This is a genomic window from Ruthenibacterium lactatiformans, from assembly GCF_000949455.1.
GTDB lineage: Bacteria > Bacillota > Clostridia > Oscillospirales > Ruminococcaceae > Ruthenibacterium > Ruthenibacterium lactatiformans.
On record NZ_JXXK01000003.1, the window covers coordinates 18,492 to 43,536 of the forward strand.

Genomic DNA, 25,045 nt, shown 5'->3' on the forward strand with positions numbered 1-25,045 from the left:
CCCCTGCGGTTTTTCTCCGGCGGGACGCCGGGCAATATCTTTCAGAACGGAGAATATACGATGAACAAAGCAAAACGCAAAGCCGTCATTGCCGGCAACTGGAAAATGAATAAGACCGCCACCGAGGCCGCGTCTCTCATCGACGCGCTCGTTCCCGCCGTACAGGGAGCGGGCTGCGACGTTGTCATCTGCACGCCGTTCACCAGCCTCTGCACGGCCGTGGAAAAATGCGCCGGCACCAACATCGGTGTGGGCGCAGAAAACGTGCATTTTGAAAAATCCGGCGCATTCACGGGCGAGATATCTGCGGATATGCTGATGGATCTGGGCGTGAAATATGTCATCACCGGTCACTCTGAGCGCCGCCAGTACTTTGCCGAAACGGACGAGACCGTCAACAAGCGTACCAAAGCCGCTTTGGCCGCGGGCCTGACGGTGATCGTGTGTGTGGGCGAGAGCCTGGCCCAGCGTGAGCAGGGCGTGACCGAGGAGCTTGTGCGCATGCAGACGAAGATCGCGCTGGGCGGCGTTTCCGCTGAAGAAATGGCCCGCGTCATCATCGCTTACGAGCCGGTGTGGGCCATCGGCACGGGGCGCACCGCCACGGCGGACCAGGCGCAGGAAGTCTGCGCGGCCATCCGCAAGGTGGTGGGTGAGCTGTACGGCGAGGCAGTGGCCGAGGCCACGACCATCCAGTACGGCGGCAGCATGAACGCCGCCAACGCCGATGAGCTGCTGAGCAAGCCTGATGTGGACGGCGGCCTCATCGGAGGCGCCTCCCTGAAGCCTGCGGACTTTGCCGCCATCGTTGCCGCGGCAGGCAAATAATTTTCCGCTGCTCTTTTTGCAAAACAGCGCTGCCCGCGCGGCGCATCCCCATTCAATTTCTTTTTTCAGAAAGGAACCATCTATGAAAAAACCTCTGCTTCTCTGCATTCTGGACGGCTTCGGCTGGGTGCCCGACCAAACCTACGGCAACGCCATCCTTGCCGCCAGGACGCCCAACCTGGATAAGCTGTTCGCGCAGTATCCTTACACCACCATCGGCGCTTCCGGTATGAACGTCGGTTTACCAGACGGCCAGATGGGCAACAGCGAGGTGGGCCACACGAACATCGGCGCAGGCCGTATCGTGTATCAGGAGCTCACTCGCATCACCAAAGACATCCAGGACGGCGGCTTTTTTGAAAATCCGGCCCTGCTGGGCGCAGTAAAGAACGCTGCGGCGGACGGTAAGGCACTGCATCTCATCGGCCTGCTCTCCAACGGCGGTGTCCACAGCCACAACGAGCATCTGTATGCGCTGTTGGAGCTGGCAAAGCGCGGCGGCGTAAAGGATGTTTACGTCCATGCCATTATGGACGGCCGCGATGTGCCGCCCGATTCCGGCAAGGGGTTCATTGAAGAGCTGGAAGCCAAAATGGCCGAGATCGGCGTGGGCAAGATCGCCACCGTCACGGGCCGCTATTACGCCATGGACCGCGACAACCGCTGGGACCGTGTGGAAAAGGCCTACGCCGCCATGGTATACGGCGAAGGCGTGCACGGCACACCGGAAGAAGTGATGAAAAAAAGCTATGCGGACGGCGTGACGGACGAATTCGTCGTGCCCGCCGTGACCTGTGAAGGCGGCCGCGTATCCGCCGGGGACAGCGTGGTGTTCTTCAATTTCCGCCCGGACCGCGCGCGGGAGATCACCCGCACCTTTGTAGATGATGCATTTGCAGGCTTCGAGCGCCGGAACGGCCGTTTCCCTCTGTACTATGTGTGCTTCACCCAGTATGACGCCACGATGCCCAATGTGGAAGTCGCGTTCCATCCGCAGAGCCTGAACAACGTTATGGGCGAATATCTGGCCAAAAACGGCAAAACGCAGCTGCGCATTGCTGAGACGGAAAAATATGCCCATGTGACATTCTTCTTCAACGGCGGCGTGGAGGCCCCGTTTGAAGGTGAGGACCGCGCGCTGATTCCCAGCCCCAAGGTGGCCACCTACGACCTGCAGCCCGAGATGAGCGCATATCTGGTGGCTGACGAATGCGTCAAGCGTATCGAAAGCGACCAATACGACGTCATCATCCTGAACTTTGCAAACTGCGATATGGTGGGCCATACCGGCGTGTTCGAAGCAGCCGTCAAGGCCGTGGAGGCTGTGGACGCCTGTGCGGGCAAAGTGATCGGCGCGGTTTTGGCCAAGGGCGGCGCGGTGCTGCTGACGGCAGACCACGGCAACGCCGACAAAATGTACGATCCAGACCCCGAGCACCCCTTCACCGCACACACCACGAATCCCGTGCCTTTCCTGGTTGCAGGCGTGGAAAATGCAAAGCTGCGCGAAGGCGGCGTTCTGGCGGACATCGCCCCCACGATGCTCAAGATCATGGGCCTGCCCCAGCCCGAAGAGATGACGGGCAAAAGCATCCTCGAATAAGCTGTGCCGTACAAAAAGCCCCGTGTCCGTCCGGACGCGGGGCTTTCTCGCTTCACACGGTATTTCTTCTGTCATGCATAAGACATGGAATCCACGATGGCGCGCATCGTCTGCTGCGTCACATGGCCGGATAACGTATACCGCACGCCGTCTGCCACGAATACCGCTGCACACTCCGGCTTCAGGCCGCTTCCGGCCGTGCCTGGCGCCGTATCCACCAGCAGGTTCACCGTATGGCCCCCGGCGGAAGTGAACGTGTCCGCATAAGCATAATAGCCCAGATAATCCGTGTCAAAGGGCTGCTGCGCCTCATCTGAGACCCATTCCAGCGTCAGGTCCACAGGCGTCTGGTACACCGTGCCCGCCGTCCAGGAGTAGTAGTCGTATTCGTCCTGCCAGACAAGGTCCCTCAAGTCGCCCACCAGGTACGCCTTTGCCTTTACGATCTGGTATTCCCCTCCGAAATTTTTATAGCTCACGCGCGTATACGGATTTTCCCGGGCGCCCTCCGCCCAGAGGAACGGCACGCCCAAAGCCCGGGAAAGCGCGTCCAGTCCCTCCGCCTGCTGCTCCGTACCGTCCGCCGGGCCTCCTGTATCCGCGGTTTCCACCATGGTCATGGGCTCCAGCGGCGGCAGCTCCCGTCCATTGACGTTCATGCCGAACAGTCGGGCCGCTGCCAGCGCTGTTGCGCCGCCCAGCACGCATACAGCCGCCAGCAGGGCTGCTGCCCGGCGCACGCGGCTCCGGCGGGCAGGCCGGGCGCAAAGCGCATCGTATACCGTTTCCGGAAGATGCTGTCCGGCCAGCCTTGTGTCGATCGCCTGTCTGATCTTTTCCATCTTCACTGCTCCTCCAATTCTTTTTTCAACTGCTGCCGCGCGCGCCGGAGCCGCTGATACACAGCGTCCTCGCGTATGCCAAGCACCGCGGCCGTCTCGGCGGCGGTCATGTCCTGATAATAATACAGCAGCACGGCGGCACGGTATTTTTGCGGCAGCCGCCCGATGGCCCGGATCAGCGCCATATGTGTATCCGCCTCCGGGTACGGGTCCGCCCCGGACGGCTCCGGCAGCTCCTGCGCCCGGCGGAACCACTGGGTGCGCAGCTCGTTTTTACAGCGGTTCACAGCGATGCGCATAAGCCACGCCTTTTCCGAATCTGTCCGCGCCAGCGCACCGTATTTGCGTGCGGCCTGCAAAAAAGTCTCCTGCGCCACGTCTTGGGCCAAATGATAATCTTTGAGATACACGCAGCACATGCGCACCACGCTGTCGCCGTATTCCCGCGCCAGCCGCAGCAGCACGGCGTTTTGTTCCGTGTTCTGCACCCCGCGTTCCCCCTTTCCATCTATAAGACACATCGGCCGGGCCAAACCTGACAAAATTTTTGCATTGGGCGTGTTGTCACCTTTGTTTTTCCACCAAAAAGCCCCGCGGCTCAAAATGAGCCGCGGGGCGACCAAGATACGGAAACGCGCAAAAAATACTATTCGCAGGCCTGCTCCAGCAGGGCAGCCAGCCGTGCCGCGTCCACCGGGCGCCCCGGCTCCGGCGCGCTCTGAATGGCGCGGCGCAACGAGGTCTCATCGGTATAGATGCGCGCGTCGCGCACGCCCACACGCGCATTCTTGTTGGCAAAATATACAAAGCTGTGTACAGGGCACGCCTGCTTTGCATCGGCAAGAAGCTGCTCCATCAGCTTGTGCTGGCGTTCTGCCTGCAGCAGTGGATTTTTCATTGTTTTTGCGCCCCGGCGCTTGACCTGCGACCACCACTCCGCGTCCGTCTTACCTGTGATGACGCCGGCGTGGTTTTTTGTCTCTACGATAAACACGCCGTTTTTGCCCACGACCACCGCATCCAGCTCCATCACTTTGCCCCGCACGCGGAACACCGGGTTCACCAACACATGGTAGGCGTACGGCAGCGCGCGCAGCGCAGCCGCGGCCTGCCGCTCGCCGTCGATACCGCTTTTCAGGACTGCGCTGCGGGTGTACAACACACGGAAACACAGTGCGCCCGCCGCGGCCGCAGCCAGCGCTCCATAGGCCAGCGCGGCAGGAGGCTGCCGCTTTGCCAGCAGAGCTGTCAGATACCACGCAGCCAGCGCCGTGGGCGCAAACACACAGGCTGCCATGCCCAGCATCAGCCGGGCGCGTTTTTTTGTATTCGCGTTGCGTTTTTTATGCAGGACCGCCATTCTTTCACTCCGTCAGGAATTTATAAATCGTCGTTTCGTGATATTCCTCGCCGGGGCGCAGCTCCACAGAGGGAAATTCGGGGTGCGAGGGCGTACAGGGATAATGCTGGGTCTCCAGGCAAAAGCCCTGATACCGGCCATATATACCGCCCGTCTTACCGGGCCTCGTATCGTTTTGCAGTGAGTTGCTCGTGTACAGCTGCACGCCGGGCTGTGTGGTGTAGGTCTCCATCGTGATGCCCGTCTTTTCCGAGCGGGCCACGGCTGCCAGAGCCAGCATCCCCGGTTCCTTGTCCAGAATGAAGTTGTGGTCGTACCCGCCGCACATCTGCAGCTGGCTGTACTCCGCCTGAATGTCCCGGCCGATGGGCTTGGCCCGGGTGAAATCCATGGGGGTGCCCGCCACGGGCAGGATGCGCCCGGTGGGGCAGGTCTCGGCGTTGCCCTCTGTAAACGTGGAAGCGTTCAGACACAACGTCTGTTCCAGCATGCTGCCGCTGGATTGCCCCTCCAGGTTGAAATAACTGTGATTCGTCAGATTGATGATGGTGGGAGCGTCGGTCGTTGCCGTATAGTCCAGCACCAACGCGTTTTCGTCTGTAAGCGTATAGCGCACCGTAAGCTCCAGGTTTCCCGGAAAGCCGTCCTCTCCGTCGGGACTCACTGCCCGCAGCACCAGGCCGCCGTCCACGATGCTGCCCTTGTACACTTTCTTGGCAAATGTGCCGTGCAGATGGTTCGGCCCGTTGTTGGGTTCCAATTCATATGTTTTGCCATCCAATGTGAAGCGCGATTTCTCAATGCGGTTGGCATAGCGGCCGATGAACGCGCCGAATACGCCGCCCAATTCGTAATCCTCCAGCGTACTGTAGCCCAGCGCCACGTCACGCAGCTCACCGGTGTTGTCCTTTACCCATATATTGGTGATGACGCAGCCGTACTCGATGACAGCCACACGCATGCCCGCGGCGTTTTCCAGAATATACTGGTAAATCTCCTCGCCGTTTTGCGTCCTGCCATAATAATGGCTCGTGATAGACATCGTATGTTCCCTCCCACATTTTCCCGCGCGCGGCGGGCGCTTTCTTTCTGTTATTTTATTTTACCGCGAAATGCCGCGAAAGGCAACGCATATCTTCCCGCTTGCGCTTGTATCCGTGCGCATGATATGATAAATAGCATCCATTCTTGGGAGGACGGTTTATGGAACGAAAGGTGATCTTATATCTCGCCATGAGTCTTGACGGCTTCATTGCCGACAAAAACGGCGGCGTCGGCTGGATGGACCTCGCCAACAACGGCGAAGCCTTTGAAGGGGACTATGGTTATGCCGCCTTTTCCGCCGAAGTGGACACCGTACTGATGGGCATGACGACTTACCGCCAAATTACGCAGGAGCTCTCTCCCGGCGCGTGGCCGTATGTGGGAATGGAGTGCCAAGTGTTCACACACGGTGCACCCCCGCCGGACGCAAACGCCGTTTTTACGTCCGAGGACCCGGCAGAGGCGGTACGCCGCCTGAAAGCGCGCTCCGGGCGGAATATCTGGGTGTGCGGCGGCGCGCAGCTCGCCCGCCGGATGATGGCGCTTGACCTCATCGACGTTTACCAGCTCACGGTCATGCCGGTGATCCTGGGCGGAGGCGTCCGCCTGTTTCCCCCGGAGGGGCCCGCATTGCCTCTGCGTCTGACGAGGCATACGGTGTGCAACGGCGTGGTGGAGCTGGTATATGTGCGGCGGGACGCGCCGCCCCCCGTATGAACAAAGACCCCGCGGCGGAAACGCTCCGCTGCGGGGCCTGCTTTTGCCGTACTGTTTTTGTTGATACGGCGCGCCTTACAGCACCCGCACTGCCTCTTTCAGCTTCTGCGCTGCCAGCCTGGTCTTTTCCGCGTCGCCGAAGCCCGTCAGGCGGAAGTAACCCTCACCCTGTGCGCCAAAGCCTGCGCCCGGCGTACCCACAACGCCCGCATGCTCCAGCAGATGATCGAAGAAATCCCAGGACTTCATGCCGCCGGGGCACTGCATCCAGATATAAGGGCTGTTTTTGCCTCCGCAGTACCATATGCCGGCCTCGTCCAGCGCGGCCGCGATGACGGCAGCATTGGCCCGGTAGTAGTCGATGGCTGCTCTGGTGGCTTTTTGCCCCTCCTCCGTGAACACGGCCGCAGCCGCCCGCTGCACAATGTACGGTACGCCGTTGTATTTCGTGGTCTGGCGGCGCAGCCACATGGCATTGAGGTGCAGGCTGCCGCGCACCAGCGCCTGCGGCACTACGGTATAGCTGCACCGCGTCCCCGTAAAGCCCGCCGTTTTGGAAAACGAACAGAATTCGATGGCGCAGGTCTCGGCGCCGTTTACCTCGTAGATGCTGTGGGGCACGTCCCCGTCTGTGATGAAGCTCTCATAAGCCGCGTCGAACAGCAGCACCGCGCCGCGCTCATTCGCATAATCCACCCACGCCTGAAGCTGATCCCGGCTGTACGCCGCGCCCGTGGGGTTATTGGGGCTGCACAGGTAAATCAGGTCCGCCTGTACATCTGCCTGCGGCATGGGCAGAAAACCGTTTTCCCGCGTGGCCGCCGCATACACGATACGCCGCCCGGCCATCACATTGGTATCCACATAGACAGGATAGACGGGGTCGGGCACAAGGACGGTATTGTCTACATCGAACAGGTCCAGGATATTCCCGATGTCGCTTTTCGCACCGTCGCCCACAAAGATCTCGTTCTCCGCCAGCACAACGCCGCGCCGGGCGTAATAACGCATCAGAGCCTGCTTCAAAAAGCCGTAGCCCTGCTCGGGGCCATAGCCGTGAAAGGTTTCTTTTTTGCCCATCTCCTCCACAGCGGCGTGCAGCGCATCCACCACAGGCGCAGCCAGCGGCAGCGTCACGTCGCCGATGCCAAGGCGGATGATCTCCTGTTCCGGATGCTGCTGCGTATAGACCGCCACCTTCTTTGCGATGGTGGAAAACAGATAGCTTTCGGAAAGGTTCTTGTAGTTTTCATTGATCTTCAATTCGTATTTCCCCCTGCCTCTTGATCTGGAAAGAGCCGCCCGCCGGGCGGCCCGCCTAAGGGTATTATAACACGACACCGCGCCTGCGGCTACAACAAAAGCGCGCCTGCCGCGCTTTTGCGTGTTTCAATGCCCCGAAGCCGGTGCGCTTTGCGCGCAGGGCCGCGCAAGCGGCGGCTTTGGCGGCATTATAGCACGACGCCGCGCCTGCCGCAGTAAGCGCGTTTATTTGTCCTCGTCCTGGTAACGCAGCGCGTCCGCCACAAAGGCGCGGAACAGCGGATGGGCGCGGTTGGGACGGCTTTTGAACTCGGGATGGTACTGCACGCCTACATAAAACCGTTTGCCCGGCACCTCCACAGCCTCCACCAGCCGGCCGTCCGGCGAGGTGCCCGCCAGCACGAGGCCTGCTTCGCGCAGCGCGGTGCGGTACTCATTGTTGAACTCATAGCGGTGGCGGTGCCGCTCGCTGACCTCCTCTGCACCGTAAGCCTGCGCCATTCGCGTGCCCGGCATGATAACACAGGGGTAACGCCCCAGGCGCATGGTGCCGCCTTTTTCGTCCAGAGCCTTCTGGTCGGGCATAAGGTCGATGACAGAATGCGCGCCCACGGGATCGAATTCAGAGGAGTTTGCGTCCGCATAGCCCAGCATGCTGCGTGCATACTCGATGACAGCGATCTGCATGCCCAGACAGATGCCGAAATAGGGCTTGCCCTGCGTGCGGGCATAATGGGCGGCATGGACCATACCCTCGATCCCACGGTCCCCAAAGCCGCCGGGAACCAGAATGCCGTCGCACTCCCGCAGGATATCGTCCGCAGTGTATGGGTTCACCTCCTCGGCCTCCACCCATTTGATGTGCACCACCGCGCCCGTCTCGTAGCCCGCATGATACAGGGATTCCATCACCGAAAGATACGCATCGTGCAGCTTGGTGTACTTGCCCACGATGGCGATGTTCACGCTGCGCCTGCGCGCGGCGATGCGGGCCAGCATCTCGTTCCAGTCGGTCAGGTCGCAGGGGGGGCAGTCCAGATGCAGCTCGCGGCACACGATATCGGACAGGTGGCTGCGCTCCAGCATCAGCGGGGCCTCGTACAGCACGGGCACCGTCAGGTTCTCGATGACGCAGTCCGGCTTGACGTTGCAGAACAGTGCGATCTTCTGCCGGTTGGCTTCCTCCAGCGGCTCGTCCACGCGGGCGATGATGATATTCGGCATGATGCCCACGCTCTGCAGTTCCTTGACGGAATGCTGTGTGGGCTTTGTCTTGTGCTCGCCGCTGGATTTGATGTACGGCACCAGCGTGACGTGGATGAACAGACAGTTTTCCCGCCCGGCCTCGATGCTTACCTGGCGGATGGCCTCCAGAAACGGGGTGGATTCAATGTCGCCCGTGGTGCCGCCGATCTCCGTGATAACAATGTCGGCATCCGTCTTTTTCCCCACGGAATAGATAAAGCTTTTGATCTCGCCCGTGATATGGGGAATGACCTGCACCGTCTCGCCCAAATATTCGCCGCGGCGTTCTTTGGTGAGCACGTTCCAGTATACCTTTCCCGTAGTGAGGTTGGAGTACTTGTTCAGATCCTCGTCGATAAAGCGTTCATAATGCCCCAGGTCCAGGTCGGTCTCCGCGCCGTCCTCGGTCACGAATACCTCGCCGTGCTGATAGGGGCTCATGGTGCCGGGGTCTACATTGATATACGGGTCCAGCTTCTGGGCCGCCACCTTCAGACCGCGGCTTTTCAAAAGGCGGCCAAGCGAGGCCGCCGTGATGCCCTTGCCCAGGCCGGACACCACGCCGCCCGTCACAAAAATATACTTCGTCATACGCTTTTGCCTCTTTCCCTTTTCTCTTCCCTCGGGCGCGCGCCCAACCGCGCGCCGCTTTCTGATGCGTTTTTACACCTCCACCGTTCCGGTGAACACCTCGACGGCATTGCCCGTCATCAGCACGGTATCACCCGTGTAACGGATGGTAAGCGTTCCGCCCAGCAGCAGCACGTCCACATCCGTATCCTTTTTGCAATGGCCGTTCAGCACGCTTGCCACCACGGCCGCGCACGCGCCTGTGCCGCAGGCCATGGTCTCGCCGCTGCCGCGCTCCCACACCCGCATCTTCAAATGTGTTTCATCCAAAATCTGAATAAATTCCGTATTCACACCCTCGGGGAACCATTTGCTGTGTTCCATTGCGCCGCCCAGCACAGGCAGATTCAGGCCCGCGGTGTCCGGCACATACACCACACAGTGCGGGTTGCCCATGGAGACGCAGGTCATACGCACCGCGCCGCCATTCACCTCCACCAGCTCGTTGACAACTGGCTTTGCAAAGCCTGTCACGGGAATTTTTTCCGGCGCAAGTTCCGGCGCGCCCATGTCTACGGTCAGCAGGCCCGGCTCTCTGCGGACGATGTGCTTCACGCCCGAAAGCGTTTCTACATCTGCCGCCGTGCCCGAGGCATATCCGTGGCGGAACAGATATTCCGCCACACAGCGTACGCCGTTTCCGCACATCCTGCCCTCGCTGCCGTCCGCGTTGAACATGCGCATCTTTGCATCCGCCGTTTCAGAGGGACAGATGAGAATGACGCCGTCTCCGCCAACGCCCTTGTGCCGGTCGGAGAGCGTGCGAGCCAGCAGCTCCGGGGCTTCCACGTCCTGTTTGAAGCAATCGATGTAAACATAATCGTTGCCGCAGCCATGCATTTTTGTAAAATCCAGTTTTCCCATAGCAAGTGTCCTCCCGTTCCGAATCTCCCATACATTCCAGCGGGCCGCGCCCGCTCAACAGCCGCCTTCGTACATGCGCAGGATGGCCTGGGCCACTTCCCGGCGCGTACGGCGGGAATCCATGGCCTCCCGCTCAATGTATTTGTGCGCCTCCGGCTCCGTCAGCAGACGGTACTGGATCAGCGCGCATTTCGCCCGGTCCACCAGACGAATGTCGTCGATCTTTTGCTGCAGGATGTTGTTCTGCCGCTGCAAACCCATGATGCGGCGGTTCGCCGCCTGCGCCAGCTTGACAGCCCCAAACAAAAGCGCCCGGTTCAGCGGTTTCGGCACCACGAATACGCCTGCGTCCTCCACGCGGGCCGCTACCTCGTCGGCCATCTCGGCCTTCACCAGCAGCACCACGCCCGCCCCTGTGCTCCCGGCCGCAAACACGGCCAGCTCGTGGCCGAACTCGTCCGACAGCGGCGTGTTGATGAGGATGACCTGCCAGTCCGCGTCGGCAAAGCCCCGCCGCGCCTCGGCGCCGGAAGTCACGGTGGATATGTCCCCCGCGCCCATGTCCGTCAGCACTCCGCACAGCATATCGCGGCCCTTTTCTCCGCTGGATACGATCAGCGCGCCCGGCAACGTCCTCACCCCCTTGCGGCTCCAAAATATTACATTCTGTAATTCTAAAGTTAAATATTACAAAACTCCGAAATATGCTTCGTCCTGATATTTTTCCTTATCCCGCGCTGCGAACCAGCGGTTCTGCTCCGCCTGCTTGAGTGCCAGATATTTGCGCGCCGTATCCGCCGAGAGCACTTTCTCAACAAAGGCCGAACCGCCGGCCCGCGCAATGGCCTCCTCCAGCGAGGCGGGCAGCGCCTCCAGCGCGTCGGCGTTTGCCGTGTACAGGTCGTAGGGCGTCTCCTCGGCAAGCTCCATCTTCCGTTCCATACCCTCGAAGCCCGCTGCCAGCAGCAATGCAAAGGCCAGATAAGGATTGCACGAGACGTCCGGCATACGCACCTCGATGCGCGCATACTCGGGCGCGGGCGCGGCCGGGATGCGGATGAGCTGGCTGCGGTTCTGGTGGCTCCACGCCACATAGCGCGGCGCCTCGAAGCTGCCGAACCGGGCATAGCTGCCCGGAACCGGATTCGTAAAGGCGCATATCTCGCCCGCGCGGGCCAGCACGCCCGCGATGAACGAACGCATGGCCGGGCTGTACGCGCCGTCCGGCCCTGGAGCGAAGATGTTTCGGCCTCCCCGTGCCAGCGAAATATTCACATGCATGCCGCTGCCGGGCTTATCCGCCAAGGGCTTGGGACTGAACGAGCCGTACAGCCCGTTGCGCGCGGCCACCGTCTTGACCACATTTTTAAACGTGATGACGTCGTCCGCCGCTGTAAGCGGTGCGGCGTGCTTGAAATCCACCTCGTTCTGGCCGGGGCCCTGTTCATGATGGCTGGATTCCGGCCGGATGTTCATTTCCTCCAACGTCAGGCAGATCTCACGCCGGACGTTCTCGCCCCTGTCCAGGGGCGCGACGTCAAAATAGCCGCCGTTGTCCTGGGGACGCTTGGTGGGCCTGCCCTCCGCGTCCCGCTCAAACAGGTAAAATTCACATTCCGCGCCCACACGGCACTCGTAGCCTGCATCCGCCAGACGGCGCAGGGTCCTGCGCAGGATATGCCTTCCGTCCGCCCCGTAGGGGCTTCCGTCCGCCGTGCGCACACTGCAGAAAAAACGCACCACGCGCCCCGTCTGCGGCCGCCACGGAAGCACCGAGAGCGTGGCCGCGTCCGGGAACAGGAACAGGTCCGATTTATCTACGGGCGCGAAGCCCAAAATGGACGATGCGTCGAAAGAAACCCCCGTTTCGAACGCGCGCGGAAGCTCGCTGGGCATGATGGCGATATTTTTCAGCGTGCCCATCACATCGCAGAACGCCAGTCGGATGAACTTTACGTCGTTTTCCTCCACAAACTGGAGCACGGCTTGCATCGTCGAATCCATTGTTTTCCCTCCGGTTTGGCCGCGCCGTGCGCCGCCTTGCTTTTTTGCGCGCCGGCTGTTGCCGGAACCGCAACAGGCGGGGCAAAGCCCCGCCCGGTGCGCGCCGCGCGTTGTTACGAATAGCAGTACAACTGCCGGTATGGGTTCTGCGTGTTGGGCTCCAGCAGGAAGAAATTCTCCCTCAGGATATCCTCCTGCGCCAGCCCGAACACGCCGCAGTATTCCGCCAGATACGGCTCCACGGCCGCCAGGTCATCCTTCCCGGCCCTGCGGGCCGCCACTTGGGCGGGAAGGTCCGGGGGCAGCGTGTCGCAGCGCAGCAGCATTCTGCCCCCATGCATGCCTGTGCCCACAAAACGGCCCACCGGCGCTCTGCCGCCGCTGCCCAGCCCCAACACGATAATAATGCCGCCGGCCTGGTATTCGCCCAGAAAGCTGCCCGCCTCGCCGCCGATGATGAGCACCGGCTGCTTTTCCCGGTACGCCTTCATATGGATGCCCGCACGGTAGCCCGCGTTGCCCCGCACGTAGATTTTCCCGCCGCGCATGGCGTAGCCGGTGGCATCACCGGAAGAACCATGCACGAAGATCGCGCCGTCATTCATGGTATCGCCGGTGGCGTCCTGCGCGTTGCCCAGCACCGTGATGCGCGTGCCGTTCAGATATGCGCCCAGCGCGTTTCCGGGCGTGCCTGTCAGCGTCAGCTCTTTCTTTCCAAGGCCCGCCGCAATATAGCGCTGGCCGTTCACATGCTCCACGGCCAGCGCCGTGTCCGTGCTTTCCCGGATGCGCGCGCAAAGCTCCTTTGCTGGCATGTTTTTCGCGTCAAGCTTTGTCATCACACTTCTCCTCCCAGCTGTACCCTGCGGTCCTTTTGGGAAAACGCCATGAGCTGCGGAGATTCCCGGATCAGGTCAAAGTCGATCTCCGACAGCGGCTTTTTCTTGCGGATGAGGTCTGTATAAATACCGGCGCGGGATACATCCCCCACCATGATAACGCCCTTGAGAACGCCGTCTGCCGTGACAAGGCGTTTGTAGCTGCCGTCCCTCTGCACCGTGAAGCTCTCGCCCTCATAACTGCCCGCCGTAATCATGTGCAGGCCGAACACGCCCGAAGCGTTGAGGGCAATGCCCTGCGTGTAATCGGCGCGGCCGCCCGCCATGTTGATGCCCGCCGTCTCGCCCTGCAGCATGGCGTTGGGCCACAGGGGCAGCATGCGCTTTTCGCCGCTCACCGCGTCGTATCCCTGGGCACAGTCTCCCGCAGCATATACATCGGGAAGCGTGGTGGCACAGCGGCCGTCCACCAGGATGCCCCGGTCCACCGCGCCGCCTGCGTCCGCCACCAGCTGCGTGTTCGGCCGCACACCCACGGCCGTTACCAGCACGTCGAATTCCAGCTCCGTTCCGCTTTGGAGCCGGGCCGTGTTTCCCCGGAATGCGGCCGCGCTGTCGTTCAGGTAAAAACGGACGCCCTTCTCCTCCATACGGGCCTGAACCATGGCGGCCGCCGTGTCATCCAGTACAGCAGGCAGCACGCGGGGCGCAAGGTCCGCAATGGCGATCTGCGCGCACAGGCCGCGGATGCCCTCGGCGCATTTGACGCCCGTGAGGCCCGCGCCCAGAATGAGCACGCGGCTCTCCGGCCGCAGCGCCTCAGCCAGAGCCGAGGCGTCGGACAGCGTCTGGAAGCAAAAGGTACGCTCCACCGTTTCCAGCCCGGGAATGGGCGGCACGAACGGGCGGCTGCCCGTGGCCGCCAGCAGCCTGTCGTAAGCCAGCCGCTCGCCTGTAGAGAGCCGCACGGTCCTGTCTCCGGCATCCAGCGTGGTGGCCAGCACGCCGGCTTTCACCGTCACACCGTTCCGGGTAAAAAAGCTGTCCGGCCGGCACCACATTTTGTCCCGCGTGGTCTTGCCCTCCAGCAGATACGAAATGAGCGGACGGGAATAATTCCACTCCGTCTCTCCTGTAATGAGAATGATCTCGCCGGTTTTGTCCACGGAGCGGACGCCCTCGATACAGCCGATGGCTGCTGCGCTGCCGCCGATGATGACGTACCTCATGCCCCGGCCCCCCTCTCCTCAAAGACGATGGCCTTGTTTGGGCAGTGCTCCACGCAGGCGGGTACACCGCCGCTTTGGGTGCACAGCTCGCACTTCTGTACTGCGCCGTGCGCGCCGGGCAGGACAGCGCCATAGGGGCAACTGGCCACACAGGTGTAGCAGCCCACACATTTGCTTTCGTCGATGGTGACGACGCCGTCCCGCACCTGCAGCGCACCGGAGATGCAGCCCCGGACGCACAGCGGCTCACTGCAGTGGCGGCATGCCACCGCGAAGCTGATGCCTCCCGGTCCCTCCTCGATACGGATGTTCGGGTGCACGGCGGCGCCCTTGAGCGCCTTCACCATGTCGCTTTTGCCCGAATTGGCAAACGCGCAGTAATACTCGCACAGATGGCACCCAAGGCACCACTGTTCGTTCACATAAACACGTTTCATTCACTTTCCCTCGTTCCCATGCATGCAGGCCGGGCCCCTCTTCCCAGCCGTACGCGCCATCGAAACGGAAGGCGTGCCGATCAAAGCACGATATACTGGTCGCGCTCCGCGCCAACGGAGACATATTTGATCTTTACGCCGACCGCTTCTTCGATAAATGCGATATACTCGAGCGCCTCCCGCGGCAGCTCTTCTTTTTTCCGGCAGCCGGAAATATCCGTCCGCCATCCCTTGAACATTTTGTTGACGGGCTTCGCCTGCTCCAGCACATCCCCATAGGGGAAATCATGAATCTCCCTTCCGTCCAGCTCATAGGCCACGGTAACGGGGATCTCATCCAGCGAATCCAGGATATCCAGCTTCGTCAGCGCGATCTCGTCCGCGCCCTGGGCGCGGCAGCCGTAGCGGCTGGCCACCACGTCGAACGGGCCGACACGGCGCGGGCGGCCCGTGGCCGCGCCGTACTCTCCGCCGGCGGCACGCAGCTTCTCCGCCTCCTCGCCGAACAGCTCGCAGGTGAAGGGGCCCTCGCCCACACAGGAGGAATACGCCTTCATGATGCCGATGTTCCGGTCAATCTTATGGTTCGGGATGCCCGCGCCCACGGGCGCGTAAGCGCCGATGACGTTCGACGACGACGTATAGGGGTAGATGCCGAAGTCGATGTCGCGCAGCGCGCCCAGCTGGGCCTCGAACAGGATGTTTTTCCCCGCTTTGGCCGCTTTGTCCAGATACAGCCCAGCGTCGCAGATATAAGGCTTGAGGATGTCGCCGTATTCCACGAGCCACGCCCACATATCATCCGCGCTGACCGGCGGCCTTCCGTACACGCCCTCTATGGTGAGATTTTTGTAGGCCACGATATCCGCCAGGCGCGCTTTTGTCGTCTCCGGGTGGAACAGATCGCCCATGCGCAGGGCCTTTTTCATATATTTGTCGCCGTAAACGGGTGCGATGCCGCGGCGTGTGGAGCCGTATTTCGCATCCGCAAGACGGTCCTCCTCGTAGCAGTCCAGTAGCTTGTGGTACGGCATGCAGATGACCGCCCGCTCTGAGATCTTCAGATTCTCCGGACTGATTGCAATGCCGCCCCTGCGCAGGTTTTCGATTTCGTGTACCAGATGCTCCAGATCAATGACCATACCGTTGCCCATCACGTTGACGGTGGTCTCGCGCAGGATGCCGGAGGGCAGCAGATTCAGGATAAATTTGCCTTTTTCGTTGATAACGGTGTGGCCGGCGTTGTTTCCGCCCTGATACCGCACGACAATATCGTACTGTTCGCTGAGCAGGTCCACCATACGGCCCTTGCCCTCGTCGCCCCAGTTTACGCCGGTGATCGCTGTTAACATAATACACTCTCCCTTTCTCCCTTTACGGGCCGCCGCAGCTGCCTGGCGGTCCGTCCGCAAAAATTTCCGTACAGTTTTATGATACCATGTTTCCAAGCTCACACTTCGCGTCCCGCCCGTGTTCTCTAAGCAACACGGTATCTATGCCGCGAAGCGGCCTCAGCAAAACCGCACCTGCTGCGGTTTTGCATGGTTCAATGTTCCCAAAGCCCTGTGCGTCAGCACAGGGGCGTGTGCAGCGCACACGCGCAGCCGCGTAAGCGGCAGTTTTGGGGTTATTATACCATACAGAAGGGGAAAATACTATTCGCCGGCGTGAGAAATCCCCAGGATCTCCAGCTCTTTTTCTGTCATTCCCACCCCCCGCAGCATCAGGCGGTTGCCCTTGAGCGCCTCAATGGAGTTGATCCCCATACCGCCCATCATCTCCTTGATCTCATGCTGCCAGGCGGTGACGAGGTTCACCAGCCGCGCGGCGCCCAGGTCCGGGTTCAGCCGCTTGACAAGGTCCGGCCTCTGGGTGGCGATGCCCCAGTTGCAGCGGCCCAACTGGCAGGTCCGGCACAGGTGGCACCCCAATGCCAGCAGTGCGCTGGTAGCGATATACACCGCATCCGCTCCCAGCGCCACGGCTTTGACAACGTCCGCCGATGAGCGGATGGAGCCGCCCACCACCAGGCTCACATCTCCGCGGATGCCCTCCGCCCGCAGGCGGGAATCCACAGCCGCCAGCGCAAGCTCGATGGGGATGCCCACATTATCCCGGATGCGGGTGGGCGCCGCGCCCGTGCCGCCCCGGAAGCCGTCGATGGCAATGATGTCCGCGCCCGAGCGCGCAATGCCCGAGGCGATGGCCGCCACATTGTGTACGGCGGCTATTTTCACAATGATGGGCTTTTCATAATGGGTGGCTTCCTTCAGGCTGTTGACGAGCTGGCGCAGGTCCTCGATGGAATAGATGTCGTGGTGCGGCGCGGGGCTGATGGCGTCCGCTCCCTCGGGCACCATGCGCGTGCGGGCCACATCGCCCACGATCTTCGCGCCGGGCAGATGCCCGCCGATGCCCGGCTTTGCCCCCTGCCCCATCTTGATCTCCACAGCCGCGCCTGCGTTCAGGTATTCGCTGTGTACGCCGAACCTGCCGGACGCCACCTGCACGATGGTGTTGGGGCCGTAACGGTAAAAATCCTCATGCAGGCCGCCCTCGCCGGTGTTGTAGCACACACCCAGCTCCGTGGCCGCCCGCGCCAGAGATTCATGGGCATTGTAGCTGATGGACCCATAGCTCATGGCGCTGAACATGATCGGCACGGCCAGCTCGATATGAGGCGTTTTTTTCGGTACGATGGCACCGTTTTCATCCCGCCGGATCTCCATATCCTTTTTGCCCAGGAAAACCCGCGTCTCCATGGGTTCGCGCAGCGGGTCGATGGGCGGGTTCGTCACCTGGGAGGCATTGATGAGGATACGGTCCCAGTAGCCGGGCAGCGGTTCCGGGTTGCCCATGCTGGAAAGCAGCACGCCGCCCGTGGCCGCCTGGCGGTATACGTTTTGGATATTGTCCTTCGTCCAGTTTGCGTTCTCCTTGAACGTGTGGTCGGTGCGCACGATCTTCAGCGCCCGGGTGGGACACAGGCTCACGCACCTGTGGCAGTTGACGCATTTCGCGTCGTCCGCCGTCATCATTTGTTCATCGGCGTCATAGCGGTGCACCTCGTTGGCGCACTGGCGCTCACATGCACGGCATGCGATGCAGCGTTGGTAGTTGCGCACCACCTCGTACTCCGGATAGATAAAATCCGCGTACATTTTCCCATTCTCCCCTTTCCTACACTGTCACGCCGTCGTTCAGGCGCACAACAACGGCCTGGCCGCCCCGGGGCGCCCAAAGCGTTTCAACGTCCGGCTCCATCACGCGGATGGCGCACTCCTCGCTGGCAAAATACACGGCCTCGCCCTTTTCAGCGCACACCATGCTGCGCAGCTTGAGGCGGTCGTTCAACGCCATCATGCCGCCCGTGAAGCCCAGCAGGATGGAGAATGGTCCTGTGATGAGCAGGGACGCGAAGGTCTCCCGCAGGTAGGCCAGCCGTTCCCGCTGCGCTTCGGGCATCTGTTCGATGGTGCTCCAGAACGGTGCGGCGATAACGCCGGCCGCTTCTTCCAGCGTCAGGCCCTTGCGCCGTACCAGGAAATCAATGATATAGGTAATCACCTCGGTATCCGTGAGCAAGCTGCAATTATATCCGTACATCTCGATAAAGCGGCGGTTTGCGTCATAGCTGGAGATCTCGCCGTTGTGCACCACGGAATAATCCAGAATGGAAAACGGATGCGCACCTCCCCACCAGCCCGGCGTATTGGTAGGGTAACGGCCGTGGGCCGTCCATGCGTAGCCCTCGTATTCCTCCAGACGGTAAAATTCCCCCACGTCCTCCGGGTAACCCACGGCCTTGAATACGCCCATATTTTTGCCGCAGGAAAACACATATGCGCCGCCGATCTCCCGGTTTACCCGCGTGACGAACCGCACCACGAACTCCCGTTCGTCCAGCTTGGAGTCCAGCAGCGTCTGAGGCTTGGGCGCGGCAAAATAGCGCATAAGGCTGGGCGCGTCCCGGATGGCCGCAATGGGGCGCGTGGGCAGCGTGCCGCTGCTTTCCACATCGAAGTCCTGCAGCAACCTCGCCTCGGCCGCGTGCTGGGCGTCTACGGTGTCGTAGAACACATGGAATGCATACAGCTCCCGGTATTCCGGGTAGATGCCGTACCCGGCAAACCCGCCGCCCAGGCCGTTGGAGCGCTCGTGCATGGCCGCGATGCCGGCCACGATGCCGCTGCCGTTTTCGCGGCGGCCGTCCTTGTGGAACACGCCCGATATGGCGCAGCCCGACGGGATGCGTACCTCTCCTTCTTTCAGCATAAACACCATTCCCTTTCCCGTTTCCCCGCGGGGCGGTCCGTACCGCCCCGCGGTTCTCCTATTCAAAGCACCCCTCAGTGCTTTTCCGCGCGGCGCAGCCGCCGGAAAAACAAAAAACGCCCGCCAGGGGACACCAGCCCCTTGGCGAACGTCTTTGTTCATTTTTATCATATTAAACTTTATGCAGAATGTCAACGTGCCGCGTACGACTTTGTCTGTTTTCACAAAAGCTGTTTTTGAACGGCGGACGCGATGGTAAAAAGCAACAGAAATGTCCGGTGCGGACAGAAATTTCGAAAAAAGCGTTGACAGCCGCCGCCCGGAGGTGTATGATTTGGGCCATAGAACAGCAAAGGCGCTGTGGACGGTTTTGTCCACAGCGCCTTTTTTGTCTGCATTCAGGCAGGCAGAGGCTGTCCGCAGGGAAAGTATACAAAATACACCGGAGAAAAGGAGTAAGGGAGTATGGCAGCGACGACTACGGAAATTTTCGGCAGCATGGTATTCAACGACCACGTGATGAAAGAGCGCCTGCCGAGCGCGACTTATAAATCTTTGCATGAGACGATCCGGCGCGGTGCGCCGCTGGACGTGGAAGTAGCCAACGTGGTGGCCAACGCCATGAAGGACTGGGCCATTGAGCACGGCGCCACGCACTATACCCACTGGTTCCAGCCGCTGACGGGCGTGACCAGTGAAAAGCACGACAGCTTCATCAGCCCCACCAAAGACGGCCGCGTTATTATGGAGTTTTCCGGCAAGGAGCTTGTGAAGGGCGAGCCGGATGCGTCCAGCTTCCCTTCCGGCGGCCTGCGCGCTACGGCCGAGGCCCGCGGCTACACCGCCTGGGACCCCACCTCCTACGCCTTTGTCAAGGACGAGGTGCTGTGCATCCCCACCGCGTTCTGCAGCTATTCCGGCGAGGTGCTGGACGAAAAGACGCCGCTGCTGCGCAGCATGTCCGCCATCAGCACGCAGGCCTGCCGCATCTTAAAGCTGTTCGGCAAAACGGTGCCTCAGGTCTCCACCACCGTAGGGCCGGAGCAGGAGTATTTCCTTGTGGACAGGGAGCAGTACCTCCAGCGCGAGGATCTGCGCCTGTGCGGCCGCACACTGTTCGGCGCGATGCCCCCCAAGGGGCAGGAGCTGGACGACCACTACTTCGGTGTCATCAAGCCCCGTGTTTCAGGCTATATGAAGGAACTGGACGACGAACTGTGGAAGCTGGGCGTCGCAGCCAAAACGAAGCACAATGAGGTGGCCCCCGCCCAGCATGAGCTGGCGCCCATTTTCTCGACCACCAATATCGCCGTGGATCACAATCAGCTCACTATGGAGATGATGAAGTGCGTTGCCACACGCCACGGCATGGCCTGCTTATTGCATGAAAAGCCCTTCGACGGCGTGAACGGCAGCGGCAAGCACAACAACTGGAGCATCTCCACACCCACGGAAAATCTGCTGGACCCAGGCAAAACGCCCATGGAAAACCTGCAGTTCCTGCTGTTCCTCGCGGCCGTAATCAAGGCTGTGGACCAGTATCAGGACCTGCTCCGTGTGACCGTCGCCTCCGCGGGCAACGACCATCGTCTGGGCGCCAATGAAGCGCCGCCGGCCATCATCTCTATTTTTGTGGGCGAGGAGCTGGAAGCCATCATTGAATCCATCGCCTCCGGCGCGGACTACATTGCCCCGGCCAAAACGCGCATGGAGCTGGGTGTGGATATCCTGCCCACGTTCTCCAAGGATACGACCGACCGCAACCGCACCTCTCCGTTCGCGTTCACCGGCAATAAATTCGAATTCCGCATGCCGGGAAGCGCCATGAGCATCGCTGACGCAAACATCGTGCTGAACACCGCAGTTGCCAAAGAGCTGAAAGGCTATGCCGACGAGCTGGAGAATGCGGAGGATTTCGACACCGCCGTTATCAAACTGGTGAAGCGCACCATCCGCGACCACAAGCGCATCATCTTCAACGGCAACGGTTACAGCCATGAATGGGAACAAGAGGCGGAAAAGCGCGGCCTGTGCAACCTGAAATCCACCGTAGACGCGCTGCCCTGTGTGTTGGAACGAAAAAATATCGAACTGTTTGAGGAATTCGGCATTTTCAGCGAGGCTGAGGTGCGCGCCCGTTATGAAGTGAGCCTGGAAAACTACACCAAAGCGCTGCACATTGAAGCGCTGACCATGCTGGATATGGCCAAAAAACAGATCGTCCCGGCGGTAGCCGCCTACATGGGCGACCTTGCCGATACCGCCTGCAGCAAAAAGGCACTGTCCTCCGCCCTTTCCACCCGCGCTGAGGAAACGCTGCTGGCCAAGCTCTCAGCCGGGGCCGACATGCTGGTGGAAAAAATCGACGAGCTGCAGGCCGCCGTGGACGGCGCTTCCCGCGGCGACAGCCTGCAGGAGGCCGCCTGCTACAAAGACAGGGTGCTGCCGAAGATGGCCGAGCTGCGCGCGGTGGCTGATGCGCTGGAGCTTGCCACGGGGAAAGACTACTGGCCCTTCCCCACTTACGCAGATCTTCTGTTCGGCGTAAACTGAACCCGTACCGGTTCCGTCCGGTACGGGGCACGGAACCTTTTCCTTATTCTCCTATACTGGCAAAGGGCGTTGCCGCGCAAGCGGCAGCGCCTTTTGTCAATTTTGGGGCAGATATACAATTATGTATGCAGTTCTTTCCAACAGGCTTCACATAAAGTATGTCTCCCATGGGAAAGAAGCTCTTTTTTCCACCACATAGTGCGCACCGCGCTTTTCTGGGATAAATCATCCGTTTTCCCTCTTGCTCATCCACGCAGAGAACATCTCCCGCTTGAAGATTTTTTTGTTTGCGATAACCTGCAGGCAGTACGATCCTCCCCAACGCATCCATCTGTCGCTCCATCGTTTTCACTCCGTTTCTTTTTATTTCAGCATCATTCTTTTTTGGAATTATATCAAATTGTTTTCTCCTTATAATTCTGTTAAAGAATCAAAAAGAGGAGAGCGGCAGATGCGGGAACGTGTGGCACCACTGGGTGATAAAAATATTGTCGGCGCGACCGTCACCCGGCTCCGCCTTGAACAGGGTATTACGCAAAAAGCGTTGATGGCTAAAATGCAGACCTTTGGTGCTGATATCAGCTATTCCAGTTTATCAAAGTTGGAGGGCCAGACCCGTTCGGTTTCTGACAAAGAGATTTATGCGCTCGCCCGAAGTCTTGAAGTAGAGATCAGCGCATTGTTTTCAGTAAAATAAAAGCCGTCCCATGAGATATGGGGCGGCTTTTATAATCTGTTTTCCGGGCTTAAAACGTGCCCGGGATGATGCTGCGGCTCTCATCGAAAGCAATGGGTGTGGCGGTGTTGCGGGTGTAGCGCAGCATGTCACGCACGCGCTTGTGCTCTTCCTTCGTGTACAGCACATAGGCCTCGCCCGTATGCTTCGCGCGCCCTGTGCGGCCGATGCGGTGCGTGTAATATTCGTTGGAGTCCGGCACATCGTAGTTAAACACGGCGTCCACCTCGGACACGTCGATGCCGCGGGCGGCCACGTCTGTCGCCACCAGCACAGCGATATTGCCCGCTTTGAATTCGCCCATAATTTTGTTGCGTTCCGCCTGGGAAAGGTCTCCGTGCAGGCAGTCCACCACAAAATTCAGCCGGGCCATCTGGTTCGCCAGCATAGCGGTGGTGTATTTCTGGTTGCAGAACACCATCACGCGCTTGTAACCCTTCTGTACGATGATCTCCGCCATGTCCGCCAGCTTGTTGCGGCCTGTCGTCAGTACCAGGTACTGGTCGATCCTGGGCGCGGAATCCTCCACAGGCTGCACGGTGATTTCTTCGGCGTCCCGCTGATACAGCCAGCCGATGTCCATCACCTCGCGGCTGATGGTGGCGCTGAACATTGCCAAACGCTGGCGGGATTTGATTTGGTCCAGAATTTTGCGCACATCCTTGTAAAAGCCCATGTTGAGCATCTCGTCGGCCTCGTCCAGCACCACGGTGGTAACGTGGGAAAGGTCCACGGTGCGGCGGTTCATGTGGTCCTGCAGGCGGCCGGGTGTGGCCACGACGATCTGCGCGCCCTTTTTCAGCTTTTCGATCTGCTTTTGAATATTCGCGCCGCCATAGACGGTGACGACGCGGATGTCCGGATAAAAATGCGCCAGGTCCTGCAGGTCTTCGGTGATCTGCTGCGCCAGCTCCCGCGTGGGCGCCATGACGACGGCCTGCGGATAATTCCGGCTTTGGTCCAGCCCGAGAATGAGCGGGATGCCGAAAGCGCAGGTTTTACCCGTGCCCGTGGGCGCTTTGGCGATGATGTCCTTGCCCTCCATCATAGGGGGGATCGCCTTTTCCTGTACTTCGGTCATTTCGGTAAAGCCCATGCGCTCCACAGCCTTGTGGATCTGCTCGGGCACGTTCAGTTCGCTGTAATTCATGCTTCGCTCCTGCAACACATATTTTCAATTCCGTTCTTTTTCATACAAAATTCAGTATATCATATCCTGTTGAAAAAAGAAACCCGCGCGTATCAACGCGACGGGTCTCATATTGAAATTTTTTATATTTCTTGTATACTGAAATTATTCCTCCTTCGAAAAATTTCTTCTTTCCAGCAGCCTTCGCAGTATATCAAAGTAATCATCATCCTGGCTGTCCTCCGCACCGTTGATGCCTTTGTGTGTGGGTGCCGCCGCCAACGCCGTCTGTACATCGCAGCCAACGAAAAATATCTCCCATCCACACTTCTGCTGCTGCCGCTCCAGCATCTCCCAAATCGTTTTTTTCGTATAGGTCAGGCTGGCATTGTCCCCTCCATTCGTCCTGATGAACAGATAGGTCTTGGGGCGCTTGCTCTCTGTAAGTTGCGCATGGCAGGCATTGACGGTTGTTATAGTACGGCCAATCGCATCGTACAACGCACAAGCACCCCGCACGTAATACTGCTCGGGATAAAGCTGTGCATAACCGATGGGAAGGCAATAATACAACAGTACATATTGGTCGTCAAACAATACTGTCGTAACATTGTAATCTCCCCGCCCATTCTGTAAAAGAAATGCATTATATTCCGCGATAACTTCTGCTTCTTTTCCTGCCATGTTGCTGCTCCTGTCAAGCAAAAAAATAATTTCTCTACTCATTGCCATGTATCTCCCCCAAACAGTTTTCTGTTTTTATTTTAGCTTCCCATAAAAAAATTTGGTCGCTGCTACGGCGACAAATTGGAGGAATCCATATGCTGCACCCCCAGCTCCTATCCGAGCTAGAAGAACTGTTGAGGCAAAAAGGGCTGCTGGAAAATGACCCGCAGTCCGAAATTGTTCCAAAGGCCCCCGTCTTTAAAGGTGCAGCCCCATCAATGCCTCTGGCCTGTCCAAACTGCGAAGAAGATGATAACACTTCATATTTTGACGACATCCTCGGTCTTCTTAACAATCGCGAAGCGGACGAGGGACGGAAACTGGAACAGTTTGTCGCCAACGCGCTGAAACCCAGTTTCCACACCCTTCTGTTCGGGTATATCGACAATATGGAACTTGCCGATACGGATGTTTACCGCCGCGCCGGTATCGACCGCCGTCTGTTCTCCAAAATCCGTTCCAACCCGAATTATCATCCTTCCAAGCAAACAGCGCTGGCATTATCATTGGCGCTTCATTTATCCAAAGAGCAAACTGAAGAAATGCTTGCTTCCGCCGGGCACGCCCTTTCCCAGAGCATGGTTCGAGATATTATCATTTTGTTCTGTATTGAACATCAGATTTATGACCTGCACGATGTCAATGAAATACTTGCCCATTTTGAGCAGCCTGTTTTCGGTGCAGTTTTATAAAACACAGAAAAAGGACCCGCTGACGCGGG

The 25,045-nt window shown here is 59.7% G+C and carries 24 protein-coding genes; 6 read left to right on the forward strand and 18 right to left on the reverse strand.

All coding sequences use genetic code 11. The features are described from left to right. The first annotated feature begins 60 nt into the window (after positions 1 to 60). Both tpiA and gpmI read left to right on the forward strand, forming a co-directional pair. Positions 61 to 828, forward strand: a complete 768-nt coding sequence (gene tpiA, locus TQ39_RS03405) for a triose-phosphate isomerase (RefSeq protein WP_050004659.1) — start codon at positions 61 to 63, stop codon at positions 826 to 828. Between the two features lie 82 nt (positions 829 to 910). After that, positions 911 to 2,431, forward strand: a complete 1,521-nt coding sequence (gene gpmI, locus TQ39_RS03410; RefSeq protein ID WP_050004570.1) for a 2,3-bisphosphoglycerate-independent phosphoglycerate mutase — start codon at positions 911 to 913, stop codon at positions 2,429 to 2,431. 71 nt (positions 2,432 to 2,502) lie between these two features. On the opposite strand, the gene TQ39_RS03415 is transcribed toward gpmI, so the two are convergent. The 4 genes from TQ39_RS03415 to TQ39_RS03430 all read right to left on the reverse strand — a co-directional run bounded on the left by TQ39_RS03415 (position 2,503) and on the right by TQ39_RS03430 (position 5,675). Beyond that, entirely contained in the window at positions 2,503 to 3,273 is a 771-nt protein-coding gene (locus tag TQ39_RS03415; protein ID WP_050004571.1) for a hypothetical protein, read from the reverse strand. A 2-nt stretch (positions 3,274 to 3,275) separates the two neighbouring features. Continuing rightward, the gene (locus TQ39_RS03420; protein ID WP_050004572.1) at positions 3,276 to 3,761 is read right to left on the reverse strand and encodes an RNA polymerase sigma factor; all 486 of its coding nucleotides are present in this window, start codon (positions 3,759 to 3,761) and stop codon (positions 3,276 to 3,278) included. A 158-nt stretch (positions 3,762 to 3,919) separates the two neighbouring features. Continuing rightward, the gene (locus tag TQ39_RS03425; RefSeq protein ID WP_050004573.1) at positions 3,920 to 4,633 is read right to left on the reverse strand and encodes a nuclease-related domain-containing protein; all 714 of its coding nucleotides are present in this window, start codon (positions 4,631 to 4,633) and stop codon (positions 3,920 to 3,922) included. A gap of 4 nt (positions 4,634 to 4,637) precedes the next feature. Beyond that, on the reverse strand, positions 4,638 to 5,675 hold the full coding sequence (locus TQ39_RS03430) for an aldose epimerase family protein (protein WP_050004574.1): 1,038 nt from the start codon (positions 5,673 to 5,675) through the stop codon (positions 4,638 to 4,640). A 161-nt stretch (positions 5,676 to 5,836) separates the two neighbouring features. Here TQ39_RS03430 and TQ39_RS03435 point away from each other — a divergent pair, with 161 nt between their 5' ends. After that, on the forward strand, positions 5,837 to 6,394 hold the full coding sequence (locus TQ39_RS03435) for a dihydrofolate reductase family protein (protein WP_050004575.1): 558 nt from the start codon (positions 5,837 to 5,839) through the stop codon (positions 6,392 to 6,394). A 75-nt stretch (positions 6,395 to 6,469) separates the two neighbouring features. Here the strand turns inward: TQ39_RS03435 and TQ39_RS03440 are convergent, their stop codons facing one another. The 11 genes from TQ39_RS03440 to TQ39_RS03490 all read right to left on the reverse strand — a co-directional run bounded on the left by TQ39_RS03440 (position 6,470) and on the right by TQ39_RS03490 (position 19,180). Further along, entirely contained in the window at positions 6,470 to 7,657 is a 1,188-nt protein-coding gene (locus TQ39_RS03440) for an LL-diaminopimelate aminotransferase (RefSeq protein ID WP_050004576.1), read from the reverse strand. A 225-nt stretch (positions 7,658 to 7,882) separates the two neighbouring features. After that, entirely contained in the window at positions 7,883 to 9,493 is a 1,611-nt protein-coding gene (locus TQ39_RS03445; protein ID WP_050004577.1) for a CTP synthase, read from the reverse strand. Positions 9,494 to 9,565: 72 nt separating this feature from the next. Further along, entirely contained in the window at positions 9,566 to 10,396 is an 831-nt protein-coding gene (gene dapF, locus TQ39_RS03450) for a diaminopimelate epimerase (RefSeq protein WP_082052107.1), read from the reverse strand. A 54-nt stretch (positions 10,397 to 10,450) separates the two neighbouring features. Next, positions 10,451 to 11,035, reverse strand: coding sequence for an ANTAR domain-containing response regulator (locus tag TQ39_RS03455; RefSeq protein ID WP_242853446.1), 585 nt, complete (start codon positions 11,033 to 11,035; stop codon positions 10,451 to 10,453). A gap of 48 nt (positions 11,036 to 11,083) precedes the next feature. Further along, positions 11,084 to 12,400, reverse strand: coding sequence for a glutamine synthetase family protein (locus TQ39_RS03460; protein ID WP_050004579.1), 1,317 nt, complete (start codon positions 12,398 to 12,400; stop codon positions 11,084 to 11,086). 113 nt (positions 12,401 to 12,513) lie between these two features. Continuing rightward, complete coding sequence (locus TQ39_RS03465; protein WP_009321895.1) at positions 12,514 to 13,239, reverse strand: GltB/FmdC/FwdC-like GXGXG domain-containing protein; 726 nt, start codon at positions 13,237 to 13,239, stop codon at positions 12,514 to 12,516. Then, positions 13,239 to 14,468 (reverse strand): NAD(P)/FAD-dependent oxidoreductase, encoded by a 1,230-nt coding sequence (locus TQ39_RS03470; protein WP_050004580.1) that lies wholly within the window; start codon positions 14,466 to 14,468, stop codon positions 13,239 to 13,241. Before TQ39_RS03470 ends, TQ39_RS03465 begins: the two co-directional genes overlap by 1 nt. After that, a complete protein-coding gene (locus TQ39_RS03475) occupies positions 14,465 to 14,905 on the reverse strand; it encodes a 4Fe-4S dicluster domain-containing protein (protein ID WP_009321893.1) in 441 nt (146 codons plus the stop codon). The genes TQ39_RS03470 and TQ39_RS03475 overlap by 4 nt, the downstream gene beginning before the upstream one ends. Positions 14,906 to 14,985: 80 nt before the next feature. Then, positions 14,986 to 16,257, reverse strand: a complete 1,272-nt coding sequence (locus TQ39_RS03480) for an adenylosuccinate synthase (RefSeq protein WP_009321892.1) — start codon at positions 16,255 to 16,257, stop codon at positions 14,986 to 14,988. Positions 16,258 to 16,560: 303 nt separating this feature from the next. Then, positions 16,561 to 18,066: a glutamate synthase-related protein gene (locus TQ39_RS03485; RefSeq protein WP_009321891.1), complete on the reverse strand. Its 1,506-nt coding sequence runs from the start codon at positions 18,064 to 18,066 to the stop codon at positions 16,561 to 16,563. Between the two features lie 19 nt (positions 18,067 to 18,085). Further along, positions 18,086 to 19,180, reverse strand: a complete 1,095-nt coding sequence (locus TQ39_RS03490) for a class II glutamine amidotransferase (protein WP_040909592.1) — start codon at positions 19,178 to 19,180, stop codon at positions 18,086 to 18,088. A gap of 465 nt (positions 19,181 to 19,645) precedes the next feature. Between TQ39_RS03490 and TQ39_RS03495 the strand changes: the two genes are divergently transcribed. Then, positions 19,646 to 21,733 carry a glutamine synthetase III family protein gene (locus TQ39_RS03495; protein ID WP_009321889.1) on the forward strand — a complete coding sequence of 696 codons (2,088 nt, stop codon included), beginning with the start codon at positions 19,646 to 19,648 and terminating at the stop codon, positions 21,731 to 21,733. A 43-nt stretch (positions 21,734 to 21,776) separates the two neighbouring features. Here the strand turns inward: TQ39_RS03495 and TQ39_RS03500 are convergent, their stop codons facing one another. After that, complete coding sequence (locus TQ39_RS03500; protein WP_050004581.1) at positions 21,777 to 22,076, reverse strand: AbrB/MazE/SpoVT family DNA-binding domain-containing protein; 300 nt, start codon at positions 22,074 to 22,076, stop codon at positions 21,777 to 21,779. Positions 22,077 to 22,184: 108 nt separating this feature from the next. Between TQ39_RS03500 and TQ39_RS03505 the strand changes: the two genes are divergently transcribed. Further along, positions 22,185 to 22,430, forward strand: coding sequence for a helix-turn-helix domain-containing protein (locus tag TQ39_RS03505; RefSeq protein WP_050004582.1), 246 nt, complete (start codon positions 22,185 to 22,187; stop codon positions 22,428 to 22,430). A 49-nt stretch (positions 22,431 to 22,479) separates the two neighbouring features. On the opposite strand, the gene TQ39_RS03510 is transcribed toward TQ39_RS03505, so the two are convergent. Both TQ39_RS03510 and TQ39_RS03515 read right to left on the reverse strand, forming a co-directional pair. Beyond that, positions 22,480 to 23,619 (reverse strand): DEAD/DEAH box helicase, encoded by a 1,140-nt coding sequence (locus TQ39_RS03510; RefSeq protein WP_050004583.1) that lies wholly within the window; start codon positions 23,617 to 23,619, stop codon positions 22,480 to 22,482. 144 nt (positions 23,620 to 23,763) lie between these two features. Next, positions 23,764 to 24,282: a hypothetical protein gene (locus TQ39_RS03515; protein ID WP_050004584.1), complete on the reverse strand. Its 519-nt coding sequence runs from the start codon at positions 24,280 to 24,282 to the stop codon at positions 23,764 to 23,766. A 137-nt stretch (positions 24,283 to 24,419) separates the two neighbouring features. Here TQ39_RS03515 and TQ39_RS03520 point away from each other — a divergent pair, with 137 nt between their 5' ends. Then, a complete protein-coding gene (locus tag TQ39_RS03520) occupies positions 24,420 to 25,016 on the forward strand; it encodes a hypothetical protein (protein WP_050004585.1) in 597 nt (198 codons plus the stop codon). Positions 25,017 to 25,045: the final 29 nt, after the last annotated feature.

Bases quoted from the DNA above. Each gene is read 5' to 3' on its own strand.
- tpiA (WP_050004659.1), top strand. From the start codon at position 61: ATGAACAAAGCAAAACGCAAAGCCGTCATTGCCGGCAACTGGAAAATG.
- gpmI (WP_050004570.1), top strand. From the start codon at position 911: ATGAAAAAACCTCTGCTTCTCTGCATTCTGGACGGCTTCGGCTGGGTG.
- TQ39_RS03415 (WP_050004571.1), bottom strand. From the start codon at position 3,273: ATGGAAAAGATCAGACAGGCGATCGACACAAGGCTGGCCGGACAGCAT.
- TQ39_RS03425 (WP_050004573.1), bottom strand. From the start codon at position 4,633: ATGGCGGTCCTGCATAAAAAACGCAACGCGAATACAAAAAAACGCGCC.
- TQ39_RS03430 (WP_050004574.1), bottom strand. From the start codon at position 5,675: ATGTCTATCACGAGCCATTATTATGGCAGGACGCAAAACGGCGAGGAG.
- TQ39_RS03435 (WP_050004575.1), top strand. From the start codon at position 5,837: ATGGAACGAAAGGTGATCTTATATCTCGCCATGAGTCTTGACGGCTTC.
- TQ39_RS03445 (WP_050004577.1), bottom strand. From the start codon at position 9,493: ATGACGAAGTATATTTTTGTGACGGGCGGCGTGGTGTCCGGCCTGGGC.
- dapF (WP_082052107.1), bottom strand. From the start codon at position 10,396: ATGGGAAAACTGGATTTTACAAAAATGCATGGCTGCGGCAACGATTAT.
- TQ39_RS03460 (WP_050004579.1), bottom strand. From the start codon at position 12,400: ATGGATTCGACGATGCAAGCCGTGCTCCAGTTTGTGGAGGAAAACGAC.
- TQ39_RS03465 (WP_009321895.1), bottom strand. From the start codon at position 13,239: ATGACAAAGCTTGACGCGAAAAACATGCCAGCAAAGGAGCTTTGCGCG.
- TQ39_RS03470 (WP_050004580.1), bottom strand. From the start codon at position 14,468: ATGAGGTACGTCATCATCGGCGGCAGCGCAGCAGCCATCGGCTGTATC.
- TQ39_RS03475 (WP_009321893.1), bottom strand. From the start codon at position 14,905: ATGAAACGTGTTTATGTGAACGAACAGTGGTGCCTTGGGTGCCATCTG.
- TQ39_RS03480 (WP_009321892.1), bottom strand. From the start codon at position 16,257: ATGTTAACAGCGATCACCGGCGTAAACTGGGGCGACGAGGGCAAGGGC.
- TQ39_RS03485 (WP_009321891.1), bottom strand. From the start codon at position 18,066: ATGTACGCGGATTTTATCTATCCGGAGTACGAGGTGGTGCGCAACTAC.
- TQ39_RS03490 (WP_040909592.1), bottom strand. From the start codon at position 19,180: ATGCTGAAAGAAGGAGAGGTACGCATCCCGTCGGGCTGCGCCATATCG.
- TQ39_RS03495 (WP_009321889.1), top strand. From the start codon at position 19,646: ATGGCAGCGACGACTACGGAAATTTTCGGCAGCATGGTATTCAACGAC.
- TQ39_RS03500 (WP_050004581.1), bottom strand. From the start codon at position 22,076: ATGGAGCGACAGATGGATGCGTTGGGGAGGATCGTACTGCCTGCAGGT.
- TQ39_RS03505 (WP_050004582.1), top strand. From the start codon at position 22,185: ATGCGGGAACGTGTGGCACCACTGGGTGATAAAAATATTGTCGGCGCG.
- TQ39_RS03510 (WP_050004583.1), bottom strand. From the start codon at position 23,619: ATGAATTACAGCGAACTGAACGTGCCCGAGCAGATCCACAAGGCTGTG.
- TQ39_RS03515 (WP_050004584.1), bottom strand. From the start codon at position 24,282: ATGGCAGGAAAAGAAGCAGAAGTTATCGCGGAATATAATGCATTTCTT.
- TQ39_RS03520 (WP_050004585.1), top strand. From the start codon at position 24,420: ATGCTGCACCCCCAGCTCCTATCCGAGCTAGAAGAACTGTTGAGGCAA.